Origin of the sequence: Glutamicibacter soli (genome assembly GCF_003309065.1) — a bacterium.
GTDB lineage: Bacteria > Actinomycetota > Actinomycetes > Actinomycetales > Micrococcaceae > Glutamicibacter > Glutamicibacter soli.
Genome location: NZ_POAF01000008.1, coordinates 1 through 24701 on the forward strand (window position 1 = coordinate 1; position 24701 = coordinate 24701).

Below are 24701 nucleotides of genomic sequence, written 5' to 3' on the forward strand. Positions count from 1 at the left end.
TCCACGGGGCGGGTGGTCTGGCCGGGACGGCCTGCCGGTGGGGTGGGGGAGCGGTGGCTCCCCCCTTTTTTGTTTAACAGGGAAAGAAGCAACATACCTGGGCATGCGGCGGAACTCCTTGCTGCCTATTCATGAGCCTCGCCCGAATGGTGGGTGCGGATTAGTAGCTGCTTCTGGTCACATGAGTGTCTGCACACATTAGAGGCGAATCCCTATGGTAGAAGTGCTTACTCCCGTAGACTTGAACTAGACGTACATGCCATTGATGCATGGTGATTTGTAAATAGTGAAGTGTTTCGCTGAGGCGAACACGAAGGTTGCGGTATTGAGATATCCGCTGAAGGGGACATTAAATGTCTAACGATTTCCGCCGTAGTTCCGACAATGGACAGGGCGACTTCCGGAACTCAGATTCAAACCGCAACAACTCCCGCGACGGTTTCAAGCGTCGCGATGACAACAACAGCGGTTTCAAGCGCAACGATGATCGTGGCGGATTCCGTGGTGAGCGCCGTGACGACAACCGTGGCGGCGATTTCAAGCGTCGTGACGATAACCGCGGTGGCGGATTCAAGCGAAATGACGACAACCGTGGCGGCGACTTCAAGCGCCGCGATGATAACCGCGGTGGATTCCGCGGCGACCGCAACGATGACCGCGGTGGCTTCCGTGGAGAGCGCCGCGATGACAACCGTGGCGGGTTCCGCGGGGATCGCAATGAGGATCGTGGTGGGTTCCGCCGTAACGACGACAACCGCGGTGGATTCCGTGGCGACCGCAACGATGGCCGTGGTGGTTTCCGTGGCGAGCGTCGCGATGACAACCGTGGTGGCGATTTCAAGCGCCGTGACGATAACCGTGGCGGATTCCGCGGGGATCGCAATGATGATCGTGGTGGCTTCCGCCGTAATGACGACAGCCGCGGTGGCTTCCATGGCGAACGTCGCGATGACAACCGTGGTGGCGATTTCAAGCGCCGTGACGATAACCGTGGTGGATTCCGCGGGGATCGCAATGATGATCGTGGTGGCTTCCGCCGTAACGACGACAACCGTGGCGGCGATTTCAAGCGCCGCGATGACCGCAATGACGAGCGCGGTGGCTTCCGCCGTAACGACGACAGCCGCGGTGGCTTCCGTGGCGAACGTCGCGATGACAACCGTGGGGGCGACTTCAAGCGCCGTGACGATAACCGTGGCGGATTCCGCGGGGATCGCAATGATGACCGTGGTGGCTTCCGCCGTAATGACGACAACCGTGGCGGCGATTTCAAGCGCCGCGATGACCGCAATGATGATCGCGGTTTCAAGCGCAGTAACGACCGAGGCGACTTCAAGCGCCGCGATGACCGCAATGATGATCGCGGTTTCAAGCGCAGCAACGACCGAGGCGACTTCAAGCGCCGCGATGACCGCAATGATGATCGCGGTTTCAAGCGCAGCAACGACCGAGGCGACTTCAAGCGCCGCGATGACCGCAATGATGATCGCGGTTTCAAGCGCAGCAACGACCGAGGCGACTTCAAGCGCCGCGATGACCGCAATGATGATCGCGGTTTCAAGCGCAGCAACGACCGAGGCGACTTCAAGCGCCGCGACGACAATCGTGGCGGCGATTTCAAGCGCAACGATCGTGACTTCAAGCCTCGTGGCGAGAAGAAGTTCGAAGATCCCCGTGCCCAAGAGCCGAAGGCGCACAACCCTGGTGATCTGCGTATTTCGAACCGAGCAGACCGCTCGCAGTCCCCGGAGATCGATGAGGACGTCACCGGCAAGGAACTGGACCGCGTCGCCCGCGCCCAGCTGCGCTACCTGGAAGAACGGTCCGCCAGCTGGGTTGCCAAGCACCTGGTGATGGCCGGCCGTCTGCTGGAAGAGGATCCAGAGCTGGCCTACGAGCACACCCTGGCTGCTTCCCGCCGTGGCGGACGCGTGGCGGTGGTCCGCGAGGCCGTTGGCATCGCCGCCTACCACGCAGGCAAGTACGCCGATTCGCTGCGCGAGCTGCGCACCCACCGCCGTATCTCCGGCTCGGACTACAACCTGCCGCTGATCGCTGATTCGCTGCGCGGCCTGGGCCGTGTGGAGAAGGCCATCGAGCTGGCCCAATCCGAAGAGTCCGCCAATCTGGAACCATCGGTCAAGGTCGAGATGCAGATCGTCCTGGCCGGCTGCTTCGCAGACCTCGGCAAGCTTGATGAGGCCTTGGCCGCACTGGAGTCCCTGGAGCAGCTGAACTTCAACCGCGCCTTCTCCTTCAGCCCTCGCCTGTTCGCCGTCTACGCCGAGCTGCTCGCAGCCGCCGGCCGCACCGAGGAAGCCGCCCGTTGGGAGAAGCAGGTTGCAGTAGCCGAACGTGCCCTGGGCATCGAGGAAGAGACCGAGTCCTTCATCGTCGATCTTGCTCCCGAGATGGACGAGGAGGAAGAAGAAGCTCCTCGTGCCCGTGATCTGGTCGATTCCGAGGCAGCAGCTGACTCCGACGAAACCCCTGAAGAGGGCGCTTCGTCTGGGGAAACCGCCGAATCCGACGCAGAGGACGACACCGAATCGGCCGCCGAGCAAACCGGTATCGACGAGGAAGACGGCCTGGCCGAGGTTGACGCTGATCACATCTCCGACGAGGTCTCGGAGATCACCGACGAGGACGCCGCAAAGTAGACTCGCAGTAGTACCCGTCGTTTGATGAAGTAGGAACCACCTCCCCATGCTGATCTCCGGATTTGATTCTGTCCTCTCCGACCTGGATGGCGTCGTGTACGCCGGACCGAACGCGATTCCCGACGCAGTGGAATCGCTGAACGCGCTGGCCGAGGTGAACGTGGCACACGCGTTCATCACGAACAACGCCGGACGTTCGCCCATGTCGGTCGCGGCGCACCTGCGCCAGCTGGGCGTGAAGACTAGCGCGGAACAGGTCTTCGGCTCGGCAGATGCCGGGGCGGAGATGCTGGCCCGTGAATTGAATCCCGGCAGCAGGGTGCTGGTGGTGGGCTCCCCGTATCTGCGAGAATGCATCGCCGTACGGGGCCTTGAAGTGGTCGAATCCCACAAGGACGAACCGGTAGCGGTTATCCAGGGATTCGATCCAGAGGTCTCCTGGAACGACCTGGCTGAGGCCTCCTACGCAATCCAGAACGGCGCCAAATGGGTTGCCACGAATACGGACCTGACCATTCCGCGCGCCGAGGGCATTGCCCCGGGTAACGGATCGCTGGTCCACGCGGTGAAGCTGGCCACCGGGGTAACCCCCCGTGTGGCCGGCAAACCCGAATCCTATCTCTTCTCCCGCGCCGCGGACCGCCTGGATTCCAAGCGCCCGCTGGTGCTCGGCGACCGCCTTGACACCGATATCCTCGGCGGATTCCATGCCGGATTCTCCACCGCCATGGTGCTCACGGGTGTCGATACCCCTGCCACCGCACTCGGTGCACCGGTGGAGCAACGCCCGAACTACCTAATTGCCACGCTGGCCGACATCTACCGTCCCTACCCGACCATCAAGGTGCTGGGCTACGGCGTGCAGGTCGGTGATGCGGTGGCCCGCATCGACAACGGCAAGATCGCCGTCGACGGCAACGAGTCGGATCTCAACGCCTGGCGTGCGGCCTGCCACGCCTGGTGGCTCGCGCACCCGCGCCAGAGCACCCATGAATCCCCTGAAATCGAATTCACCTCGCGCGGCTTGCAGATGCTGCGCCGCAAGAACGGTGAAAAGCAGTGAGCGATCTTCCTTCCGCGCCGACGCCGCGTCCCGGGGTCCCCGGCGCCATGCACGGCGGTGCGCCCCAGTTCGACGAGCAGGCGCTGGAAGCTGCGCTCTCCTCCCTGGCAGACCATGACGTTACCGAGCATGCGGGCATCTACGAGCAGCTGCTCGGCGGCCTGCAGCAGGAACTGAATCGATCGGAGTCAGGCTCGTGAACCGTCTGGACCAGGAGCTGGTGGTACGCGGCTTGGCGCGCTCGCGCACCGAAGCCGCCAAGCTCATCGAGGCAGGCAGGGTGCTCGTGGATGGGCTGGAAACCTCCAAGGCGTCCAAGAAGGTATCCGACTCAACGTCAGTAGTGCTCACCCAGGTCGAAGGGGAGCACTACGTTTCCCGGGCGGGGCACAAACTTGCCGGCGCCCTGGATGTATTTACCACCATTTCTCCTGAAGGTTTGCGTTGCCTTGACGCAGGGGCTTCCACCGGAGGATTCACTGACGTCTTGCTGCGGCGGGGAGCCGGCCACGTGGTCGCCGCCGATGTCGGCCATGGCCAACTCGTCGACGAAATCCGGTTTGACCCCCGCGTATCGGTCCATGAGGGGCTGAACGTCAGATACCTGACGCCGGAGGATATCGGTGGAGATGTCGACTTGGTTGTAGCGGACTTGTCCTTTATCTCGCTGCGCCTTGTGCTCGAGGCGCTGGCCGGGGCGACGCGTCCCGGCGGCTCGCTGGTGCTGATGGTCAAGCCCCAGTTCGAGGTCGGGCGCGAACACCTGAACCGCACCGGCGTTGTCACGAGCCCCCAGCTGCGCCAAGGCGCGGTGGAATCAGTGGTCGCCAAGGCCGCTGAATGCGGTCTCGCGTTGCGAGGTCTGGCGCGCAGCCCGCTGGCCGGCCAGGACGGCAACATGGAGTTTTTCCTCTGGCTCAGCGCTGCAGCGAAATCGCAGGATGATGCCGAGAAATCCGCAATGATCCATGCCGTTGACTATTCTTAGTTAAGAGATGCGGCGTTTTCCGAGAACTTAGGGAAACCGACTGCATATCGCAGAGCCAATCACTCATCACTGTTGAGAGGGGCACGCCGCCTTGCGCAAGATCCTAGTCTTCGCCCACACCGGCCGAAAAGAAGCGATCGCTGCAGCGCTGGAAACCTGCGAACTGCTTGCCGAAGCCGGAACCGTACCGGTCATGCGGGCCAAGGACCAGGAAGCGGTGATTCGCGCTGTCGGAGAGCCTGTTCCCGGTGTTGAAATCCTGCATGACGACTGCGCGGTGGAAGACATCGAGTTGGGTGTGGTCCTCGGCGGCGATGGATCGGTGCTGCGCGCCGCGGAATTGGTCCGCGCCGCCCCTTTGCCGCTGGTCGGCGTGAACCTGGGCCACGTGGGATTCTTGGCCGAAGCTGAGCGCACCGAATTGGCAGCCACCGTCAAGGCGCTGGTCGAGAAGACCTACACCGTCGAGGAGCGCATGACCATTGAGGTCAAGGTCTGGCAAGACAATATCTGCCTGGCCGAAACCTGGGCGCTGAACGAAGCAGCGGTGGAAAAGGCCAACCGTGAACGCATGGTCGAGGTGGTCATCGAGGTCGATGGCCGACCGATTTCCACCTTCGGGTGCGACGGCGTCGTCATGGCCACTCCGACTGGCTCGACGGCCTACTCCTTCTCTGCCGGCGGCCCAGTGGTCTGGCCAGACGTGGCTGCACTGATCATGGTTCCGATCTCCGCCCACGCGCTCTTCGCCAAACCCTTGGTCGTGTCGCCCGACTCGGTGATGGCCGTGGAAATGCTCACGCGCACGGATGCAGGAGCAGTGCTGTGGTGCGACGGCCGCCGCACCATCGACCTGCCGCCGGGAGCGCGTATCGAGGTCACGCGCAGCGACACGCCGGTGCGCCTTGCGCGGTTGAATACCACCCCGTTCTCCGAGCGCCTGGTGAACAAGTTCGAACTGCCGATCACCGGCTGGCGCGGGCCGGCCAAGGACGACATGCGGCGGGCCGCCACCACCGCGCTTCCGGTGATCGGTCCGGGTCTGCAGAGCGTCGAACCGCACCATAAGGACGAGCCCGGAATCCCCATGGTCGGCAGCGGGGACGAGCCTCGCCCATAGACCTTCCCTGCAGCGGAAAACGCCATAAGTTTTCCACTTCTTCGAATCTAGCTACGAAAGTGCGCTTAGAACACATATACTAATCGTGCACGTTTGAACTTGAACTCGACTTTCGGGAGCAGGCCATGATTCAGGAAATCTCGATCTCCAACCTGGGCGTCATCACCAATGCCACCCTGCCGCTCGGCCCCGGGCTGACGGTTGTCACCGGTGAAACCGGTGCAGGCAAGACGATGGTGATCACCGCGCTCTCGTTGCTGCTGGGACGCCGCGCAGATGCCGGCGCCGTGCGCACCGGGGCTGACCATGCCCTGGCGGAGGCCGTCATCCACTTGGACCCTGACCACCACGTGCTCGACGCGGCCGCCCAGGCCGGCGCCTTCATCGAACCGGCTGGCCAGTGCAGTGAACTGCTGCTCTCGCGGTCGCTGTCGGCGCAGGGGCGCTCACGGGCCACCGTAGGCGGGCGCAGCGCGCCTGTCGGCTTGCTGGCTGAACTGGGCCAGGAGCTTGTGGCCGTGCACGGCCAGTCCGACCAGATCCGCCTTAAGGAGCCCGGGGCCCAGCGTGACGCGCTCGACCGATTTGCCGGCAGCGGCGTAGCCCGTATCCTCGGCAGCTACCAGCGCAGCTACCGCCAATGGCGCGCAGCCACCAAGGAGCTGGCCTCGTTGACGCAGGATTCGCGCAACCGGGTGCGGGAGGCCGAGAACCTCCGCCTGGCACTGGATGAAATCGACTCGCTGGATCCGCAGCCCGGAGAAGACGACATGTTGCGCGAGCAGTCCATGAAGCTGGGCAATATCGAGTCCCTGCGCAACGCCAGCCTGCAGGCCCAGGCTGTCATCGACTCCGAGGACTTCGAGAGCCCTGGAATCACCACCCTTGTTGAAACAGCCAGGGGAGTGTTGGTCCAGGCGAGCGGGGACGACCCGGTGCTCTCCGGATTTGCTGAACGGGCCGCTGAACTCGGCATTCTGGCGTCGGAGCTTTCCAGCGATCTTGCCGGTTACGTGGCGGATCTGGACGAGGAAGGCCCCGAGCTGCTGGCGCAGGTCGAGGCGCGCCGCGCAGACCTGGGCAAGCTGTTGCGCAAATACGCACCCAGCATCGACGAAGTCATCGAGTGGGCGCAGACCGCTCGTAAACGCCTGGAATCTCTGGGAGGGGATGACTCGCGCATCGAAGTGCTCCAAGATGAGGTCGTCGCGCTGGAACAGAAGGTCGCGGCGCTAGCCTCCGACCTTTCCGACGCCCGCCGCAAGGCCGCCAAGAAGCTGTCGACCCGAGTTTCGGCGGAGTTGACCGCACTGGCCATGCCTGATGCCAAGCTCGTCATTGAGGTCAACGAACTCGAAGAACCGGGAGCCTTCGGCCAGGATTCGATTTCCATGCTGCTCGCGCCGCATGCCGGGGCTTCTGCGCGCCCGCTGGGCAAGGGCGCCAGCGGCGGCGAGCTCTCCCGCGTCATGCTGGCCATCGAAGTGGTGCTGGCGGCCGTGGATCCCGTGCCGACGTTTATCTTCGACGAGGTCGACCAAGGCGTCGGCGGCAAGGCGGCGGTCAGCATCGGCGAACGTTTGGCCATGCTGGCCCGTCATGTCCAGGTTATCGTCGTGACCCACCTGCCGCAGGTCGCCGCCTACGCCGACCGGCACATCCGTGTCATCAAGAATTCGGATGCTAAATCCAACGCTGGGGCCGGGTTCACCGCCAGCGACGTCGTCGCTCTCGATGAGCCAGCCCGCATCCGCGAGCTGGCGCGCATGCTTGCCGGGCAGGAAGAATCCGATACGGCGCAGGCGCATGCTGAAGAATTGCTGGCGGATGCGCAAAAATTAGTGTGTTCGCTCACCGCCAGCGAATCGAAGAAGCCTTGATTTTCAACGTCGGCGCGCAAATCTCGAAGCAAACTAGGGCTTCGCGAACCCGTGCACTACAGTGAGTGTGGATGCTTGGTAAAAGAATGGTGATAGGATGAAATCCCGTGGTGCAGCGTAATAATACTCGTGATTCTCGGTCGTCTGAAACGACAAAGCATATCTTCGTCACCGGCGGTGTGGCCTCCTCCCTGGGTAAGGGTTTGACGGCATCCAGCCTTGGACATCTTCTTCGAGCTCGTGGTCTTTCTGTGACCATGCAGAAGCTCGATCCGTACCTGAACGTCGATCCAGGTACCATGAACCCCTTCCAGCACGGTGAAGTCTTCGTTACCGATGACGGCGCCGAAACCGATCTGGATATCGGACACTACGAGCGTTTCCTGGATGAGAACCTACCGGGCAGCGCCAACGTGACCACCGGACAGGTTTACTCCACCGTCCTCGAACGCGAACGCCGCGGCGAGTACCTTGGCGACACCGTCCAGGTCATCCCTCACATCACCGACGAGATCAAGCGCCGTATGCGCTTGGCCGCCACCGAACCGGGTGAAGGCAAGTCGGCTCCCGACGTCATCATCACCGAAATCGGCGGCACCGTTGGCGATATCGAGTCCCAGCCATTCCTGGAGGCAGCACGCCAGGTACGCCAGGACATCGGCCGAAAGAACGCGTTCTTCGTCCATGTTTCCCTGGTTCCGTACATCGGCCCAAGCCAGGAACTGAAGACCAAGCCTACTCAGCACTCGGTCGCAGCCCTGCGCTCGATCGGCATTCAGCCTGACTCGCTGGTCATCCGATCGGATCGCGAGATCCCGGACGAGATGCGCGCCAAGCTCGGCCGCACCTGCGACGTGGATACCGAAGCGGTTATCAACTGCGCCGATGCCCCGAGCATCTACGACATTCCGAAGGTCATCCACGCCCAGGGCCTGGATGCCTACATTGTGCAGACCCTTGACCTGAAGTTCCGTGATGTGGACTGGGAAGACTGGGACCGCCTGCTGGACGTGGTGCACAATCCGAAGACCGAACTGACCATCGCGCTGGTCGGCAAGTACATCGACCTGCCGGACGCCTACCTGTCCGTCACCGAAGCACTGAAGGCTGGCGGCTTCGCCAATCAGGCCAAGGTCAACATCCGTTGGGTCCCATCCGACGAATGCGCCACCGAAGCCGGTGCCAAGAAGGCGCTGGCCGGCGCGGAGGCGATCTGCGTCCCGGGCGGCTTCGGCATCCGCGGCCTTGAAGGCAAGCTCGGCGCACTGAAGTTCGCCCGCGAGAACAAGCTGCCTACTCTGGGCCTATGCCTTGGCCTGCAGTCCATGGTGATCGAGTACGCTCGCAACATGGCTGGTTTGCCGGAGGCTTCCTCGACCGAATTCGATCCAGCATCCTCGACCCCGGTCATCGCGACCATGGAAGAGCAGCTGGACATCGTCGAGGGCAAGGGCGACCTGGGCGGCACCATGCGTCTTGGCTTATACGACGCGAAGCTGCTGGAAGGCTCCGTCGTCGCCGAGACCTACGGCAAGACCGAGGTCGCAGAGCGCCACCGCCACCGCTACGAGGTCAACAATGCCTACCGCGCGCAGCTGGAGGAAGCAGGCCTGGTCTTCTCCGGAACTTCGCCGGACAACAGCCTGGTCGAGTACGTGGAACTGCCGAAGGACGTTCATCCTTACTACGTTTCCACCCAGGCCCACCCTGAGCTCTCCAGCCGCCCAACCCGCCCGCACCCGCTGTTCGCTGGTCTGGTGGAAGCGGCAATCGCTCAGCGCGACGTCTAAACAGCCACACTTCAGCCGCTGACGGCGCCTCGCAGGCAGCGTCAGAGCTGAAGCCATACGCGCCGGTCATCGTGACCGGCGCGTATGCATTTAAGCTGGACATGGAGCCAGCCGAATTTTCGGACCCGCCGTCTAGTACAGGAGAACCAAGTTTCATGAGCAAGGACCACAACGTGCAGAGCCAGCAGATCTCGGACGAACTTTCCCCGCGCACACTGGTCGCCCGCGAAACCGTGTACGAAGGCCGGATCTGGAATGTGCTGCATGATTCCGTGGAGCTGTCCGACGAAGGCGCCGTCATCGAACGCGACTACATCGAGCACCCCGGAGCGGTCACCGTGCTGGTGATCGACGAGAGCGAACGTGTGCTCATGGTCAACCAGTACCGGCACCCGGTGGGGATGCGTTTGTGGGAGCTGCCAGCCGGTCTGCTGGACATCGCGGGGGAGCCGCCACTGGACGCCGCCAAGCGCGAGCTGTGGGAAGAAGCCGACCGCACCGCGCAGCAGTGGTCGATCCTCACCGACGTGTTCCTGAGCCCGGGCTCATCCTCCGAAGCCGTGCGCATCTATCTGGCCCGCGGAGTCGAGCTGGTCCCCGAAGACCATCGCCACACCCGTACCGACGAGGAAGCAGAAATGATCACCGAATGGGTGCCGCTGGACGAAGCCATCGCCCAGGTGCTAGCCGGAAAGATCCACAACCCGACGGCGGTCATCGGCCTGCTGGCGGCCAACGCGGCCCGCGCCACTGGCTATGCCACGCTGCGCGATGCCGAGGAGCCCTTCGACGTGCACCCGGGGCTTCGCAATCAGTAAGCCAGCCGAAACCGCTTTGGGCCCCTCGCTGGCCCCCGGTTTGCGCCGTTATCTGCAGCACCTGGCGATTGAACGCGGCTTGGCCGAGAACACGCTGTCCTCGTACCGGCGGGATTTGACCCGCTATCTTGAAACGCTGGAAGAGGCCGGCGTGGGAACTCCCGACGCCATCACCGAGGCGCACGTCAACGGGTACCTGCAGCAGCTGGCTCGTGGCGACGAGGTGCACCCACCGCTCGGCGCCCGCTCGGTGGCCCGCCATACCGTGGCGGTGCGGCAGCTGCACAAGTACTGGGAACTGGAAGGCATTTGCGCCCCTAATCCGGCGCGCGAGGTGCAGCCTCCCGCGGTGGGACAATCGCTGCCCAAGGCCATTTCCATCGCCGAGGTCACGAGCATCCTCGAGTCAATCGCGGTGGACACCCCGGCCGGGCTACGCGACCGCGCAATCCTTGAATTCCTGTACTCCACCGGGGCGCGCATTTCCGAAGTGGTCGCGCTGGACGTAGACGATCTGCATTTTTCCGATGACTCGGTCGTCAGGCTGTTCGGCAAGGGCTCCAAGGAACGAGTAGTCCCCGTGGGGGCCTATGCCCAGCGCGCGGTCAGCGACTACCTGGTCCGCGCCCGTCCCGGCTTGGCGGCCAAGGGCAAAGGCACTCCCGCCTTGTTCCTGAACCAGCGCGGCGGGCGGCTCTCCAGGCAGTCCGTCTGGATGATCCTGTCCAAGGCCGCGCAGCGGGCCGGTATCAGCACCGAAGTCTCGCCGCACACCTTGCGCCATTCATTCGCCACCCACCTGCTGGAGGGCGGTGCGGACGTGCGCGTGGTGCAGGAGCTGTTGGGACACGCATCGGTGACCACCACCCAGATCTACACCAAGGTCAGCGTCGATTCACTGCGCGAGGCCTATCAGCTGGCGCACCCGCGCGTGAACTAGAGTCCCAGCAGGAGAGCAATCATGAGCGCAAACAAGACCCATCCCCAGCCGGTGGTGCTGATGCTGGTCCTGCGCGGCCAGGGCGAGCGGCAGGAGGTGCTGCTGGGCCGCAAGCTCACCGGCTTCGGAGCCGGCAACATGGTGGCCCCCGGCGGAAAAATCGAGCCGGGGGAGCAGGCCGCGGCCGCCGCGATCCGGGAGCTGGAAGAGGAGACGGGGCTGCAAGTCACAGAAAGCGCCCCGGTCCACCGAGCCACGATCCTGTTCCGTTTTCCCGTACGGCCTGCCTCGGACATGGACTGCCAAGTCTTCCTGGCCACCAGCTACCAGGGTGAGCCGGTGGCCAGCGAGGAGCTGGAACCGCGCTGGTACCCGGTGGCCAACCTGCCGGTCGATCACATGTGGCAGGACGCGGAGCACTGGCTTCCGCTCATCATCGGCGGGGAGATGTTCACCGCGACAGTAATCATGGCGCAGGACAACCTCGGCGTCGAGTCGGTGCAGATCACCCCCTGGTAGCGGGCGTGGTGTCCTGCCCGGCTTCGGCTTGGGCGGTGTCGGGTTCGTAGACGAGCAGGTCCCCGGGCTGGCAGCCCAGGACCTCGCACAACGACTGCAAGGTCGTGAAGCGGACCGCCTTGGCCCGCCCGTTCTTCAATACCGCCAGATTGGCCGGAGTGATGCCGATCCGTTCAGCCAGCTCTCCGACCGCCATCTTCCGCTTGGCGAGCATGACGTCGATATCGACACGGATGCCCATCAGATGACACCGCCGAGCTCGGTGCGCAGGGCGGCGGCCTGCGCTTCGGTCTGCGTGGCCTGGAGGAGCAGCTGGCGCAAGACGAACACGATCACCGAGATTCCGGCCAGCAGGATTCCGAAGCCGCCGATGAGCAGGACCATTCCCGGGGCGATATCCTCGCCGGGCGCCAGCAGGGCTGCAAGGGCGAAGGTGGCCAGCGATCCGGCGGCGATCGACCAGATGATCGGTCCGACGTATTTGGACGATGCAGGGTCGAACACCGTGCTGCGGGCCACGCGGGTGGCCAGCTTCCAGACGCAGACCGAGCAGATCTCGATGACGATCCCGGCCAGAACCAAGTACGCGAGCAGCGCGACCGCGGGCACATCCGGAGCTCCGGGGTGCGACACCTCGTTCACCGCGATCATCGGCACCATGACCAATTGGACAAAAAGCGTCCCGGCCAGGACCACAGCCAAAATCCCCCTGAGTGCCACAATGCTGAATCGGCTCACGGTTCACCTCACTTATCGTTTTACAGATGGTATCTATCGTTAAACGATAACTCCTGATCGTTATCTAGGCAATCCCGAGCGGAGGTGCTCGTCCGTGGGGACGTGCTGCGGACACAAAAACGCCGGCCCGGACGCGAGGTCCGGGCCGGCGGCAAGGCGCTACTTTTTACAGTGCGCGCTGCTCCGGGCCGTTGTAGGCAGAGAGCGGGCGGATCAGGGCGTTCGAGGCGCGCTGCTCCATGATGTGTGCGGTCCAGCCGGTGATGCGCGCCGCGATGAAGATCGGGGTGAACATCTCGGTGTCGAAGCCCATCAGGTGGTAGGTCGGGCCTGCCGGGTAGTCCAGATTCGGCTTGATGGCTTTGGCCTCGTCCATGGCAGCTTCCAGGCCGTCGTAGAGGCCCAGCATTTCGTGGCGGCCGTAGTGCTCGATCATGCGATCCAGTGCGGCCTTCATGGTCGGAACGCGGGAGTCGCCGTGCTTGTAGACGCGGTGGCCGAAGCCCATGACCTTCTTCTTGGCTGCCAGGGCCTCTTCCATCCAGGCCTTGGCGCGCTTGGCGGCGTTCTCGCGGGACTCGTCCTTGTCGATGCCGATCTCGGTGAAGGTGTGCATGACGGCCTCGTTGGCGCCGCCGTGCAGCGGGCCCTTCAGGGCGCCGATGGCGCCGGTGACTGCCGAGTGCAGGTCCGACAGGGTCGAGGTGATCACGCGAGCGGTGAAGGTCGACGCGTTGAACGAGTGCTCCGCGTACAGCACCATGGAGACGCGGAAAGCGTCGACGACCTCAGGCGCTGCTTCTTCGCCGAAGGTCATCCACAGGAAGTTGGCTGCGTAATCCAGATCGTCGCGCGGCGGGACGACGTCCAGGCCGCGGCGGCGGCGCTGGTCGTAGGCCACGACAGCAGGGAAGGCCGCGAACAGCTCCTTGGACTTCAGTAGCTCGGCTTCGACGGAGGAGTTCTCCGACTGCGAGTGGTTGGCGCCGATCACGGAGACCGCGGTGCGGCCCACGTCCATCGGGTGGCAGTCGGCCGGCAACAGGTCGATGGCGGCCTTGACGGCCGGATCCAGCGTGCGGTTGGCGCGCTCGAAGGCTGTGAATTCGGTCAGTTCGCTCTGGGACGGCAGTTCGCCGTTCCACAGCAGCAGGGCAACCTCTTCGAAGGACTTGGATGCTGCAAGGTCCTGTACCGGGTAGCCGCGGTAGAGCAGGGAGTTGGTCTCTGGGTTGACCTTGGATACGGCGGTGTAGTCGACGACGACTCCAGCCAGACCCTTCTTGATGTCTTCGGTGCTCGTGCTCATGGTCGTACTCCTCCTGAATTGTCTTTCAAGACTTTTAGGCCGGTAGCGCGGGCCGTCGAAGAATTCAGACGGCCCGCGCAACCGGACGCTGCCACAGTGCGGTGGCTCCTGTTTAGAGATTCGCGCTGTTGGAATCGATGTCCAGGGTTGGGACCTGGAAGTTGAAGATTCCGGTGTCGAACCGGTTGTAGGCTTCGTAGTCCACCAGCTCGTACAGACGTGACCTGGTTAACATGTTATCCACTTCGCGCTGCTGGGTGCCGTCTTCGCTGATCGCGTCCAGCACCCGCTCCGCCGCGCCCATGGCGCTGCGCAGCAGGGTGACCGGGTAGATGATCAGCGCGACGCCGGCATCTGCCAGTTCCTGGCGGTTGAACAGCTCGGACTTGCCGAACTCGGTCATGTTGGCCAGCACCGGCACGTCCACTGCATTGCAGATCGCCTCGAACTCGGCCACGTTCTTCATGGCCTCCGGGAAGATCGCGTCCGCGCCGGCATCCACCATGGCCTTGGCGCGGTCCACGGCCGAAGCCAGGCCCTCGACCGCACGGATGTCCGTGCGGGCCATGATCAGGAAGTTCTCGTCGATGCGTGCGTCGGCGGCGGCAGCGATGCGCTTGAGCATGGTTTCGGTATCCACCACGTTCTTGCCATCCAGGTGCCCGCAGCGCTTCGGGTTGAACTGGTCCTCGATGTGGCAACCGGCCAGGCCGGCGTATTCCAGCTCCTGGATGGTGCGGGCCACGTTCATCGGCTCGCCGAAGCCGGTGTCGGCGTCAACGATCGACGGGAGGTCGGTCATGCGGGCGATCTGCCCGGCGCGGGTGGCGACCTCGGTCAGCGAGGTCAGGCCGATGTCCGGCAGGCCCAGGTCATTGGCCAGCACCGCACCGGAGATGTAGACGCCGTCGAAGTTCTTCTCGCTGATCAGCTTGGCCGAGAGCGGGTTGAAGGCTCCGGGGAACTGGCGGGCAGCTCCCGGGGTCAGCATTTCGCGCAGCGCTACGCGCTTCGCGGCTGGGGTCTTGGTTGAGTACAACATGATTAGAACAGTCCCTTAGGTGCGGTTTCCAGGTTGATGACACCGTCGGCGGCCTGGATGTTCAGCTGGTCCAGCTCGCCGGCTGCAAGGTTCTCCAGGTTCTCGGCGGCGGCGATGAAGCGGTTGATCTCCGCCTCGTCGACCAGGCCCTCGGCCAGGGTGCGGAACTTGTTGATGTACTGCTCGCGGGCGAACGGACGTGCGCCCAGCGGGTGCGCGTCGGCGACGGCGATCTCATCGGTGATCACGGTACCGTCGTTCAGGGTGATTTCCACCGAACCGCCGAAGGCCTTCTCTGCGATGTCCAGCGAGTGGTAGCGGCGGGTCCACTCGGCGTCTTCCTCGGTGGTCACCTTGTTCCACAGCTCAACGGTGTCGGCGCGGCCGGCACGCTCAGGGGAGTAGGAATCCACGTGGTGCCATGCGCCGTCCTGCAGTGCAACGGTGAAGATGTACGGGATCGAGTGGTCCAGGGTCTCGCGCGAAGCGGTCGGATCGTACTTCTGCGGGTCGTTGGCGCCGGAGCCGATGACGTAGTGGGTATGGTGGCTGGTCTTGATCAGCACCGACTTCACGTTCTTCGGATCCGCGGCTTCCGGGTGCTCGCCGTGCAGCTTGCGGGCCAGGTCGATCCAGGCCTGCGCCTGGTACTCGGCCGAGTGCTCCTTGGTGTAGGTGTCGAGGATGGCGCGCTTGGCTTCGCCGGCCTCTGGCAGCGGAACCTCGTAGGCTGCGTCCGGCCCGTCCAGCATCCAGGCGATGACGCCGTCTTCGCCTTCGTAGATCGGCACTGGGGAGGTCTGGCCGCGCATGGCGCGGTCGGCTGCCTCAACTGCCATCTTGCCGGCGAAGGCCGGGGCGTGGGCCTTCCAGGTGGAGATTTCGCCCTTGCGCGACTGGCGGGTGGCGGTGGTCGTGTGCAGGCCCTGGCCAACGGCCTGGAAGATGGTCTCGACGTCCAGGCCCAGCAGGGTGCCGATGCCGGCTGCGGCCGATGGGCCCAGGTGCGCCACGTGGTCGATCTTGTGCTTGTGCAGGCAGATGGCCTTGACCAGGTCGACCTGGATCTCGTAGCCGGTGGCGATGCCGCGGATCAGGTCCTTGCCCGAAGCGCCGGTGTGCTGCGCCACGGCCAGGATCGGCGGGATGTTGTCGCCCGGGTGGGAGTACTCGGCGGCCAGGAAGGTGTCATGGTAGTCGAGCTCGCGCACTGCCACGCCGTTGGCCCAGGCAGCCCACTCGGGGGAGACCTTCTCGGAGATGCCGAACACCGAGGCGCCCTGGCCGCCGGTGGACGGCGCGTGGGTCAGCGCCTGGGCGCGGGCCGCGACGATCGGGCCGCGGTTCAGCGACGCGATGGCCACCGAGGCGTTGTCGATGATGCGGTTGATGATCATCTCGGTGACTTCGCTGGTGACCTCGACCGGGTCGGCGGCGACGGTGGCGATCTTGTGGGCCAGCTGGTCTTCGCGGGCCAGGTTTTCCTCGGAGCGGTATACGCGTACTGGGTGGTTGATCATGGAGATGCTACCTTTCGGATCCAACTGTGTATGTCTTGATGTGTGTAAAAGATTTGTGGAGGTGAACGGTGGTGGCGGCCGCCGCCACCTCTGCGTTCCCCTCGGCAATCGCCCAGGCGATGGCCGCGTGTTCGCGGGCCGAGTCGCGCAGCCTGTCGGGATTGTCCTTGGCCAGCCGGCGCACCCGTTGCAGATGCACGCGCAGGGTGCGCAGCGCGGTGGCCAGGTACGGGTTGTTGGCCGCGTCGTCGACCATCTCGTCGAGTCGGGCGACCAGCTGGTAGTAGTCGTCGCGGGCCCCGGAGAGATCCGCCAGATGCACCGACCGGTCGAAATCCTCGGCCAGGGATGCGAACTGAGCACGGTTTTCCGACAAGGCGGCCTGCCTGGCGCTGGTGATTTCCAGTGCGCGGCGCAGCACGAAGAGATCTTCCAGATGGTCTTCGCTGACCTCTGAAACCACCACTCCGCGGCCCCGCTGAGGAACCGCCAATCCGTCGGCCACCAATCGGGCCAGGGCTTCGCGTACCGGAGTGCGGGAAACACCTAGTCGTTCCGACTGTTCAACCTCGGCAAGCACGGTTCCCGGGTGCAAGCGCCACTCGACGATGTCGGTGCGCAGGCTCTCGTAGACCTTGTCACTTGCTCTCATGCTTCGAGTGTATACACAAACCCAGTCAAATGGGGCAAAGCTCGGAAAATATTTTAGAAAAGTACGAAATATGTATACACGGATGTTGTGATTGTGTGACTGTAGTCATAGGCTTATGTATACGAGGACGAGTCCAGATATTTAACAGGACGCCGGGCAGCGACGCCCGACGCCGGAGGAGAACACCATGGCGCAGACCTACCGCCAGGCCTTTGATCAAGCGAGCACTGATCCGGAGACATTCTGGCTTGAGGCCGCCAAGGATATCCAATGGGATACGGTGCCGTCATCAGCCGTCGATGCTTCGCGCAAGCCGCTGTACAGCTGGTTCCCCGACGGCATGCTGAACCTGTCGGTCAATGCGCTGGATCGCCACGTGGCCGCCGGACGCGGCGACCAGGCCGCATTGATCTACGATTCGGCCATGCTCGGGACAGTCCAGACCTATACCTATGCGCAGCTGCTGCGCGAGGTCGAGATCTTCGCCGGCGTGCTGCTCGCACGCGGAGTCAAGACCGGGGACCGCGTGCTGATCTACATGCCGATGGTTCCGCAGGCCCTGGTCTCCATGCTTGCCTGCGCCCGCATCGGCGCGGTGCACTCGGTGGTCTTCGGCGGCTTCGCCCCCAAGGAACTGGCAGCGCGCATCACCGACTGCGCGCCGGTGGCCATCGTGGCAGCGACCGGCGGCATCGAGCCTTCGCGCCGCATCGAGTACCTGCCGGCCGTCGCCGAGGCGCTGAGCCTCGCCGAGCCTGCGGTCAAGGACGTCATCGTCGCGCACCGCGACGGCTTCGCCCACTCGATCGAGGAATACCACGGCAAGCCGATCAACGGGCAGGACATCAACTGGCTTGACTGGGACCAGCTGGCTGAAACCGCGCAGCCTGCCGCGCCGGTCTCGGTGCCGTCCACCCACCCGCTGTACGTGCTGTACACCTCCGGAACCACCGGCGCCCCCAAGGGCGTGGTGCGCGACACGGGCGGCTACGCCACCGCGCTGCAGTTCTCCATGAACGCCATCTACGACGTGCACCCGGGGGACACCATGTTCACCGCCTCGGACGTGGGCTGGGTCGTGGGACACTCCTACATCGTCTACGCGCCGCTGATCGCCGGCGCCACCACGGTGCTCTACGAGGGCAAGCCGGTGGGCACCCCGGATGCCGGCGTGTTCGGCCGCATCATCGCAGACCACAAGGTCACCACCATGTTCACCGCCCCGACCGCGCTGCGCGCGGTGCGCAAGGCGGATCCGACCGGCGGGTTGATGACCTCCCACGACCTGTCCAGCCTGCGGGCGCTGTTCGTGGCCGGCGAACGCCTTGACCCGGACACCTACCACTTCACCTCCGAGCTGCTGAACATCCCGGTGGTGGACAACTGGTGGCAGACCGAAACCGGCTGGCCGATCGCCTCCAACCCGCTGGGCCTGGAACAGCTTCCCGCCAAGGCCGGCAGCCCCACCACCCCGGTGCCGGGCTTCGACGTGCAGATCCGCGACGCCCTGGGCGAGGAGGTGCCCACCGGCGAGGAAGGCAACATCGTGGTGCGCCTGCCGCTGCCTCCGGGCGCCCTGGTCACCCTGTGGGGCGACGACCAGCGTTTCATCGACACCTACCTGAGCCAGCTGGAAGGCTACTACCTCACCGGCGACTCGGGTTTCCTGGACGAGGACGGCTACCTGTTCGTAATGGGCCGCACCGACGACGTGATCAACGTGTCGGGCCACCGGCTGTCCACCGGCGCCATGGAGCAGGTGCTCTCCAGCCACCCGGCCGTGGCCGAATGCGCGGTCATCGGCCTGGCCGACGCGCTCAAGGGCCAGCGGGCCAGCGGCTACGTGGTGCTCAAGTCCGGCGTCGAAGCCGACGAGGAAGCGCTGAAGAAGGAAATCGTGGCCCTGGTGCGTCAGCACATCGGCCCGGTGGCCGACTTCCGCGAGGTCACCGTGGTCGCCGCGCTGCCCAAGACCCGCTCGGGCAAGATCCTGCGCAAGACCATGCGCCAGATTGCCGACGGCAAGGAATACACCGTGCCTTCGACCATCGAGGACACCGCGGTGCTCGATGACCTGATGCCGCTGCTGCGTCCGGAAGCCTAGAGCCCGGCGACCCCGAAGCACCCGTGCCCTGCGTGCGAATCGTCGCAGGCAGGGCACGGGTGTTTAATCGGGGCGGAAGCCTCAGCTGACCGCGACGCCGAAGAGCAGGCCGATCAGGTAGGTGGCGGCCATGGTGGCCGAACCCATCAGGACATTGCGCACGATGGCCGGAACCAGCGGGGCGCCGCCCAGCCGCGCGCTGATCCAGCCGGTGAGGAACAGTCCCAGCACCACAGCCAACGCGGTGTTGATGATTTCGCTGCCGAAGGGCAGCAGGATCATGGCCAGCGGGATCAGCGCGCCGACGGTGAAGGCGATGAAGGAGGACAGCGCGGCATGCCACGGGCTGGTCAGCTCCTGCGGGTCGATGCCCAGCTCCACCTCCGCGTGCGCCGCCAACGCGTTGTGGCTGGTCAGCTCCCGGGCGACCTGCAGGGCCAGCTCTTCGGACAGCCCGCGCTGGCGGTACAGCCCGGCGAGCTCCTGAAGTTCCTCCTCCGGCTGCTCGCGCAGCTCGCGTTGTTCCTTGGCCAGCAGAGCGCGCTCGGTGTCCCGCTGGGTGCTGACCGAGACGTATTCGCCTCCGGCCATGGAGAAGGCGCCGGCGACCAGGGCCGCGATGCCAGCGGTGGCGATGGCTGCCAGATTGTTCGGGGTGGCCGCGGCGACACCCACCACCACGCCGGCCACTGACACGATGCCGTCGTTGGCGCCGAGCACTCCGGCGCGCAGCCAGTTCAGCCGCTGGCCCACGTTCTGCTCGCCGTGGGCTTCGCCGGGGTGCTGGATCGCGGAGATGATCTCCTGGTTTTCATTGCTCATACTGCCATCATGCGCCGTGGATCGGGCGCTGACAAGGATGGTTTGGCTTGGGTAAGTTTGGTATGGGTTACCTGCCGGAGAACGCGGACGCGGCCCTGTACTCGTATTCCGGGCGTCCGCGGGTGCCGTGCCGGGGCTGCTTGACCGCGGCCTTCGACTCGGCCAGGTGTTCCAGGTAGCGGCGGGCGGTGACCCGGGACATGCCCAGCTGGTCCGCCAGCTCGGTGGCGGAGAAGGCTGTGCCGGCGCTCGCATTCAGATGCTCGCTGATCTGCGCCAGGGTTTCGGGGATCAGCCCCTTGGGCAGCGTGGTGGAGGCGCTCGAAGTGCGCAGCGCGGAGAAGGCGGTGTCCAGGGCCGCCTGGCTGGCGTCCGGCCCGGTGGAGCGCATGGAGGCGATGAAGCGGCGGTGGTTTTCCAGCTTTTCGGCGAACACCGCGAAGGTGAAGGGCTTGATCAGGTACTGGGTGATGCCGGTGGCCACCGCCGAGCGCACCACCGCCAGGTCGCGCACCGCGGTGATGGCGATGATGTCGGTGGTCAGCCCGCGCCCGCGCATGCGCTTGGCCACGTCGATGCCGTGCAGGTCGGGCAGCGTCATGTCCAGCAGCACTAGGTCGAAGGGCTCGCCGGCCTGCACCGCGTCGGCCAGCAGGCTCAGCGCCTGCTGCCCGTTGCCCGCCACCGCTGCCGCGGTGAAGCCCTCGATGCGGTTGACGAAGGCCGCGTGGGCGGCGGCGGTGTCGGGTTCGTCGTCGACGACCAGCACCCGCAGCGGGTGCAGGGTTCCCGGCCCGGGGGTGTTCGCGGTCTGCATGGTGCCCATCGGCTCCTCCCGAAATCGTTGTGCCCTCGGCGCGGGCTAGCTGCGCGGGGTGAAGGGCAAGGTCACTGTGAAGATCGCCCCGGCGTCGTTGTCCACATTCATTGTGCCATCCAGGCGCAGCACCGCCTGCTGGACCAGGGCCAGCCCGAGCCCGCGCGGCTGCGCCCCGGACTTGGTGCTGACCCCGAAGCGCAGCAGGTTCTCCAGGAACTCGGGCTCGATGCCAGGTCCGGAGTCGGCCACCGAAATGATCAGCTCGTCGTCCAGTGCGGTGACCTCCACCCAGACCGTGGCATCCTCGGTGCCTACCGAGACGTCCAGCGCGTTGTCCAGCAGGTTGCCGACGATGGTGACGATGTCGGTGGCGGCGAACGCGTCGGTGGGCATCACGCCCTGCGCGCTGATGTCCAGCTGGATGCCGCGTTCGTGGGCCTGGGCGGCCTTGGCCACGAGCAGGCTGGAGAGGTAGACGTCGTCGATGCTGTGCACGATCGCGTCGGTCAGCTGCTGCGAGTGCTGCCGGTCGTCCACCGCGAAGGCCAGCGCCTGGTCGACCTTGCCGTTCTCGATCAGCGTGGCGATGGTGTGCAGCCGGTTGGCGTGCTCGTGGGTCTGGGCGCGCAACGCGGTGGAGAAGGTCTTCAGCGACTGCAGCTCGCCGGCCAGTTCCTGCACCTCGGTCAGGTCGCGCAGCGTGAGCACCTGCCCGGTCAGCGGCTGGATGCCGAACCAGCCGCGCCAGGAACCACCCACGCGCGGCAGGTTCGTATTGGTCAGCTTCGCCGGGCCTTGGGAAACTGACAGCACGGTGTGGGCGCCCAGATGGATTTCGTCCTTGCAGCTGCGCCCGGTGACCATCAGCTCGCGCAGGGTCTCGGGCATCTGCACTTCCTGCGGATCCATGCCCTCGCCGGGGACTTCTTCGGGCAAGCCCAGCAGCCGGGCCGCTTCCTGGTTGTACAGCACGATGCGGTGCCGACGGTCCAGCAGCACCAGCCCCTCGCGCACCGAGTGCAGGGCGGAGAAGTAGAACGCGTACAGCCGGCGCAGCCCGTGCGGGCCGAAACCCAGGGTGGCCTGGTTGACGTAACGGGAGAAGAACCAGGCGCTGAAGCCTGCCAGCAGCAGGGTCAGCGCGGAGACCAGCAGGATCTGCGGGATTTCGCTGCGGTAGATCAGCTGCAGGTTGTGCAGCGTGATGCCGGTGGACACCATGCCCACGAGCCTGCCCTGGTGGTAGACCGGGGCGATGGTGCGTACCGAGTTGCCCAGCGTGCCCACGGCCTGCTCGTTGTAGACCTCACCGTGCAGCGCCTGGCTGGTGGAGCCGGAATAGGGTCTGCCGATCTGCTCCGGGTCGGGGTGGGTGACGCGGATCCGGTCGGGGGTCATGATCGTGATGAAGTCCACCACCGGGGCGCGGTTCAGGATCTCGTTCGCATAGGGCTGCAGCTGTTCGGTGGGGTTCTTGCCCGCCAGGGCCTGGCTGACGAACGGGTCGTTGGCCAGGGTGATGGAGATGGCCGCCACCGTTGACTGCTTGTCCTCCAGGATTACCCGGTTCTGCTGCTGGTAGGTGGCGATCGCCAGCCCGGCGACCACCAGCAGCACCACGAGCATCTGCGCCGAGAAGATCAGCACCGCGAAGGACCAGCCGTCGCGGGTCAGCGGGGCCGGGTCGTTGCGGGAATCCAGCGGGCGGGGCAAGGGGTGATCGGCGAAATGATCGGTCAAGGCTTCCCCCTTCGCGTGGCCGCCGCGCGGCCGGCCGGCCGTGGCTGCACTGGTGTGCGTGACCAATATGAACTCAACGGAGATGAAAATCACGAAGGCGCGCACGATGGACATAACGATTCTACGGAATGCCGTCCGGCAACGACGCCGTCGCGGTTCCCACTCACAAGACAGGTCACTTTCATGGCTATCACCGAGCACGATTCGGCGGCATCCGATGCGCCGCAGCAGGCAAAGAAGAAGGACCGGACGCACTGGCTCTACATCTCGGTGATCGCCGCGGTGGTGCTCGGCGCCATCATCGGCCTGGTCGCCCCTGATCTGGGCAAGGCCCTGAAGCCGCTGGGCGACGGGTTCGTCGCCCTGATCAAGATGATCATCGCCCCGGTGATCTTCTGCACCATCGTGCTCGGCATCGGTTCCATCGCCAAGGCTGCGACCGTGGGCAAGGTCGGCGGCTTGGCGCTGCTGTACTTCATCGGCATGTCCACCTTCGCGCTGGCCCTGGGCCTGGTCGTGGGCAACATCATCCACCCGGGCGAGGGCCTTGATTTGCAGCCCTACGATCCGAACAAGCCGAAGACCGAAAACGGCACCGTCGACTTCTTCATGTCGCTGATCCCGGGATCCCTGCCGGTGCTGCCGACCCTGGTGGTCGCACTGTTCGTAGGTTTCGCGCTGCAGGGCATGGGCAAGAGTGGCGAACCGGTGCTGCACGGCATCCAGGCCATCCAGAAGGTCGTCTTCCGCATCATGATGATGATCATGTGGGTTGCGCCGATCGGTGCCTTCGGCGCCATCGCCGCCGTCGTGGGCGCCACCGGCTGGGCCGCCATCGGTTCCATGGCCATCCTCATGGGCGCGTTCTACCTGACCTGCATCATCTTCATCGTCTTCGTGCTGGGCACCATGCTGCGCCTGGTCACCGGCCTGAACATCTTCCTGCTGCTGAAGTACCTGGCCCGCGAGTACCTGCTGATCTTCTCGACCTCCTCCTCCGAGTCGGCCCTGCCGCGCCTGATCGCCAAGATGGAGCACGTGGGTGTCTCGAAGCCGGTGGTCGGCATCACCGTCCCGACCGGCTACTCGTTCAACCTCGACGGCACTGCCATCTACCTGACCATGTCGGCGCTGTTCGTCTCGACGGCCATGGGCATGCCGATGAACCTCGGTGAGCAGATCGGCCTGCTGGTCTTCATGATCATCGCCTCGAAGGGCGCAGCCGGCGTGACCGGCGCCGGCCTGGCCACCTTGGCCGCTGGCCTGCAGGCGCACCGCCCGGAGCTGCTCGGCGGCATGGGCGTGATCGTGGGCATCGACAAGTTCATGTCCGAGGCCCGAGCGCTGACCAACTTCACCGGCAACGCGGTAGCCACCTTGCTGATCGGCAAGTGGACCCACGAGGTAGACCTGGACCAGGCCAAGGCAGTGCTCTCCGGACAGCGCCCGTTCGACGAGGCGCTCATGGAAGAAAGCATGCACTAGCCGCCAACCGGCCACCAGCCTCGCAAGCATCCGCCCTCCCGCACCCAGCGGGAGGGCGGATGTTTCTCATTAACCGCCACTGGAACGCCGCTCTGCACAGGCCACGGGTTATGCACGGTGTGGAACTGAGATTGGCCGTGCGTTCACTCGCCGGGGTCCGGAATGACGCCGGGGCCGGCGATGACTATCCGATTGCCATCGGGATCTGCCAGCTGCAGGATCCGTGCCCCACCGCCCTGTTCCGGTCCGCCATGGACGAATCCCGCCTTGGATAGCCGAAGTGCCTCCGAATCGAGATTGGAAACTTCCAACACGACCGTAGAGCGGCCGGCGCGTTCAGGCTCATGCCAGACTTGAAGCCCGAACCCGTGACCGAGGTGCCATTCCAGCAGCCCATCCATCGGGCGGCGGTCCGGCTCGCGGGAAAGCAGTCTCATGTACCACTGCTCGGCGCGTTTTAGATCCGAAACCGTGCAATTGGCAAGCAAGCTTTTGAACATCCCAATCTCCTTTTGCGATGTGGCCATAGTGCAGTCGCCAATGATTCGAGCACTCGGGTACGTTGTCCGCAACGGTCCGTGCCCTCGCGAGGACCCCGAGTCCGGGGTTCGCTGCCTTTCGGAGCGTCGGAGAAAATACCCAGCGTCCATACAACATTTGAGTTAAGGTTCAAGGTAAAGGCTCGCCGTGA

At 64.7% G+C, this 24701-nt stretch carries 22 protein-coding genes and 1 pseudogene; 13 read left to right on the forward strand and 10 right to left on the reverse strand.

Annotated elements, in window-relative coordinates; all coding sequences use genetic code 11:
* Nucleotides 1-353 precede the first annotated feature (353 nt).
* The 11 genes and pseudogenes from C1H84_RS18715 to C1H84_RS15300 all read left to right on the forward strand — a co-directional run.
* A pseudogene (locus C1H84_RS18715) lies at nucleotides 354-1223 on the forward strand (hypothetical protein); the annotation flags it as partial.
* A 630-nt stretch (nucleotides 1224-1853) separates the two neighbouring features.
* The gene (locus C1H84_RS18335; protein ID WP_047120628.1) at nucleotides 1854-2660 is read left to right on the forward strand and encodes a tetratricopeptide repeat protein; all 807 of its coding nucleotides are present in this window, start codon (nucleotides 1854-1856) and stop codon (nucleotides 2658-2660) included.
* 46 nt (nucleotides 2661-2706) lie between these two features.
* Nucleotides 2707-3723: an HAD-IIA family hydrolase gene (locus C1H84_RS15260; protein ID WP_047118649.1), complete on the forward strand. Its 1017-nt coding sequence runs from the start codon at nucleotides 2707-2709 to the stop codon at nucleotides 3721-3723.
* Nucleotides 3720-3923 carry a hypothetical protein gene (locus C1H84_RS15265; protein ID WP_047118650.1) on the forward strand — a complete coding sequence of 68 codons (204 nt, stop codon included), beginning with the start codon at nucleotides 3720-3722 and terminating at the stop codon, nucleotides 3921-3923. The genes C1H84_RS15260 and C1H84_RS15265 overlap by 4 nt, the downstream gene beginning before the upstream one ends.
* Entirely contained in the window at nucleotides 3920-4711 is a 792-nt protein-coding gene (locus C1H84_RS15270) for a TlyA family RNA methyltransferase (protein WP_113607890.1), read from the forward strand. The genes C1H84_RS15265 and C1H84_RS15270 overlap by 4 nt, the downstream gene beginning before the upstream one ends.
* A gap of 91 nt (nucleotides 4712-4802) precedes the next feature.
* Entirely contained in the window at nucleotides 4803-5831 is a 1029-nt protein-coding gene (locus C1H84_RS15275; protein WP_047118652.1) for an NAD kinase, read from the forward strand.
* Between the two features lie 125 nt (nucleotides 5832-5956).
* Nucleotides 5957-7711: a DNA repair protein RecN gene (gene recN, locus C1H84_RS15280; RefSeq protein WP_113607891.1), complete on the forward strand. Its 1755-nt coding sequence runs from the start codon at nucleotides 5957-5959 to the stop codon at nucleotides 7709-7711.
* A gap of 107 nt (nucleotides 7712-7818) precedes the next feature.
* Entirely contained in the window at nucleotides 7819-9501 is a 1683-nt protein-coding gene (locus tag C1H84_RS15285) for a CTP synthase (protein ID WP_047118654.1), read from the forward strand.
* Between the two features lie 155 nt (nucleotides 9502-9656).
* Nucleotides 9657-10319 (forward strand): NUDIX domain-containing protein, encoded by a 663-nt coding sequence (locus C1H84_RS15290; protein ID WP_053797744.1) that lies wholly within the window; start codon nucleotides 9657-9659, stop codon nucleotides 10317-10319.
* Entirely contained in the window at nucleotides 10273-11259 is a 987-nt protein-coding gene (xerD, locus tag C1H84_RS15295; RefSeq protein WP_053797745.1) for a site-specific tyrosine recombinase XerD, read from the forward strand. Before C1H84_RS15290 ends, xerD begins: the two co-directional genes overlap by 47 nt.
* A 21-nt stretch (nucleotides 11260-11280) precedes the next feature.
* Nucleotides 11281-11778, forward strand: coding sequence for an 8-oxo-dGTP diphosphatase (locus C1H84_RS15300; RefSeq protein ID WP_053797746.1), 498 nt, complete (start codon nucleotides 11281-11283; stop codon nucleotides 11776-11778).
* On the opposite strand, the gene C1H84_RS15305 is transcribed toward C1H84_RS15300, so the two are convergent.
* The 6 genes from C1H84_RS15305 to C1H84_RS15330 all read right to left on the reverse strand — a co-directional run bounded on the left by C1H84_RS15305 (nucleotide 11765) and on the right by C1H84_RS15330 (nucleotide 17039).
* On the reverse strand, nucleotides 11765-12019 hold the full coding sequence (locus tag C1H84_RS15305) for a helix-turn-helix domain-containing protein (RefSeq protein ID WP_053797747.1): 255 nt from the start codon (nucleotides 12017-12019) through the stop codon (nucleotides 11765-11767). The two genes, C1H84_RS15300 and C1H84_RS15305, sit on opposite strands and share 14 nt — an antisense overlap.
* Nucleotides 12019-12516 carry a DUF2975 domain-containing protein gene (locus C1H84_RS15310; RefSeq protein ID WP_146956135.1) on the reverse strand — a complete coding sequence of 166 codons (498 nt, stop codon included), beginning with the start codon at nucleotides 12514-12516 and terminating at the stop codon, nucleotides 12019-12021. Before C1H84_RS15310 ends, C1H84_RS15305 begins: the two co-directional genes overlap by 1 nt.
* 166 nt (nucleotides 12517-12682) lie before the next feature.
* On the reverse strand, nucleotides 12683-13825 hold the full coding sequence (locus tag C1H84_RS15315) for a bifunctional 2-methylcitrate synthase/citrate synthase (RefSeq protein WP_113607893.1): 1143 nt from the start codon (nucleotides 13823-13825) through the stop codon (nucleotides 12683-12685).
* A 112-nt stretch (nucleotides 13826-13937) separates the two neighbouring features.
* Nucleotides 13938-14867 carry a methylisocitrate lyase gene (gene prpB, locus C1H84_RS15320; RefSeq protein WP_053797750.1) on the reverse strand — a complete coding sequence of 310 codons (930 nt, stop codon included), beginning with the start codon at nucleotides 14865-14867 and terminating at the stop codon, nucleotides 13938-13940.
* 2 nt (nucleotides 14868-14869) lie between these two features.
* Nucleotides 14870-16387, reverse strand: coding sequence for an MmgE/PrpD family protein (locus C1H84_RS15325; RefSeq protein ID WP_047118662.1), 1518 nt, complete (start codon nucleotides 16385-16387; stop codon nucleotides 14870-14872).
* Between the two features lie 7 nt (nucleotides 16388-16394).
* Nucleotides 16395-17039, reverse strand: coding sequence for a GntR family transcriptional regulator (locus C1H84_RS15330; protein ID WP_047118663.1), 645 nt, complete (start codon nucleotides 17037-17039; stop codon nucleotides 16395-16397).
* Nucleotides 17040-17226: 187 nt separating this feature from the next.
* Here C1H84_RS15330 and C1H84_RS15335 point away from each other — a divergent pair, with 187 nt between their 5' ends.
* Entirely contained in the window at nucleotides 17227-19143 is a 1917-nt protein-coding gene (locus C1H84_RS15335; protein ID WP_113607894.1) for an AMP-binding protein, read from the forward strand.
* 81 nt (nucleotides 19144-19224) lie between these two features.
* On the opposite strand, the gene C1H84_RS15340 is transcribed toward C1H84_RS15335, so the two are convergent.
* The 3 genes from C1H84_RS15340 to C1H84_RS15350 all read right to left on the reverse strand — a co-directional run bounded on the left by C1H84_RS15340 (nucleotide 19225) and on the right by C1H84_RS15350 (nucleotide 22639).
* Complete coding sequence (locus C1H84_RS15340) at nucleotides 19225-19965, reverse strand: VIT1/CCC1 transporter family protein (RefSeq protein WP_053797753.1); 741 nt, start codon at nucleotides 19963-19965, stop codon at nucleotides 19225-19227.
* 67 nt (nucleotides 19966-20032) lie between these two features.
* Nucleotides 20033-20791: a response regulator gene (locus C1H84_RS15345; RefSeq protein WP_425323572.1), complete on the reverse strand. Its 759-nt coding sequence runs from the start codon at nucleotides 20789-20791 to the stop codon at nucleotides 20033-20035.
* A 36-nt stretch (nucleotides 20792-20827) separates the two neighbouring features.
* A complete protein-coding gene (locus tag C1H84_RS15350) occupies nucleotides 20828-22639 on the reverse strand; it encodes a sensor histidine kinase (protein WP_052772298.1) in 1812 nt (603 codons plus the stop codon).
* Between the two features lie 69 nt (nucleotides 22640-22708).
* On the opposite strand from C1H84_RS15350, the gene C1H84_RS15355 reads away from it, so the two are divergent.
* A complete protein-coding gene (locus C1H84_RS15355) occupies nucleotides 22709-24010 on the forward strand; it encodes a cation:dicarboxylate symporter family transporter (RefSeq protein ID WP_047118666.1) in 1302 nt (433 codons plus the stop codon).
* Nucleotides 24011-24153: 143 nt separating this feature from the next.
* On the opposite strand, the gene C1H84_RS15360 is transcribed toward C1H84_RS15355, so the two are convergent.
* On the reverse strand, nucleotides 24154-24510 hold the full coding sequence (locus C1H84_RS15360; protein WP_113607895.1) for a VOC family protein: 357 nt from the start codon (nucleotides 24508-24510) through the stop codon (nucleotides 24154-24156).
* Nucleotides 24511-24701: the final 191 nt, after the last annotated feature.

Excerpts from the sequence above, each read along its gene's own strand:
- C1H84_RS15260 (WP_047118649.1), top strand. The coding sequence starts at position 2,707 with ATGCTGATCTCCGGATTTGATTCTGTCCTCTCCGACCTGGATGGCGTC.
- C1H84_RS15350 (WP_052772298.1), bottom strand. The coding sequence starts at position 22,639 with ATGTCCATCGTGCGCGCCTTCGTGATTTTCATCTCCGTTGAGTTCATA.
- xerD (WP_053797745.1), top strand. The coding sequence starts at position 10,273 with ATGCCGAGGAGCCCTTCGACGTGCACCCGGGGCTTCGCAATCAGTAAG.
- C1H84_RS15360 (WP_113607895.1), bottom strand. The coding sequence starts at position 24,510 with ATGTTCAAAAGCTTGCTTGCCAATTGCACGGTTTCGGATCTAAAACGC.
- C1H84_RS15325 (WP_047118662.1), bottom strand. The coding sequence starts at position 16,387 with ATGATCAACCACCCAGTACGCGTATACCGCTCCGAGGAAAACCTGGCC.
- C1H84_RS15340 (WP_053797753.1), bottom strand. The coding sequence starts at position 19,965 with ATGAGCAATGAAAACCAGGAGATCATCTCCGCGATCCAGCACCCCGGC.
- prpB (WP_053797750.1), bottom strand. The coding sequence starts at position 14,867 with ATGTTGTACTCAACCAAGACCCCAGCCGCGAAGCGCGTAGCGCTGCGC.
- C1H84_RS15290 (WP_053797744.1), top strand. The coding sequence starts at position 9,657 with ATGAGCAAGGACCACAACGTGCAGAGCCAGCAGATCTCGGACGAACTT.
- C1H84_RS15300 (WP_053797746.1), top strand. The coding sequence starts at position 11,281 with ATGAGCGCAAACAAGACCCATCCCCAGCCGGTGGTGCTGATGCTGGTC.
- C1H84_RS15355 (WP_047118666.1), top strand. The coding sequence starts at position 22,709 with ATGGCTATCACCGAGCACGATTCGGCGGCATCCGATGCGCCGCAGCAG.
- recN (WP_113607891.1), top strand. The coding sequence starts at position 5,957 with ATGATTCAGGAAATCTCGATCTCCAACCTGGGCGTCATCACCAATGCC.
- C1H84_RS18335 (WP_047120628.1), top strand. The coding sequence starts at position 1,854 with ATGGCCGGCCGTCTGCTGGAAGAGGATCCAGAGCTGGCCTACGAGCAC.
- C1H84_RS15330 (WP_047118663.1), bottom strand. The coding sequence starts at position 17,039 with ATGAGAGCAAGTGACAAGGTCTACGAGAGCCTGCGCACCGACATCGTC.
- C1H84_RS15335 (WP_113607894.1), top strand. The coding sequence starts at position 17,227 with ATGGCGCAGACCTACCGCCAGGCCTTTGATCAAGCGAGCACTGATCCG.
- C1H84_RS15315 (WP_113607893.1), bottom strand. The coding sequence starts at position 13,825 with ATGAGCACGAGCACCGAAGACATCAAGAAGGGTCTGGCTGGAGTCGTC.
- C1H84_RS15305 (WP_053797747.1), bottom strand. The coding sequence starts at position 12,019 with ATGGGCATCCGTGTCGATATCGACGTCATGCTCGCCAAGCGGAAGATG.
- C1H84_RS15345 (WP_425323572.1), bottom strand. The coding sequence starts at position 20,791 with ATGGGCACCATGCAGACCGCGAACACCCCCGGGCCGGGAACCCTGCAC.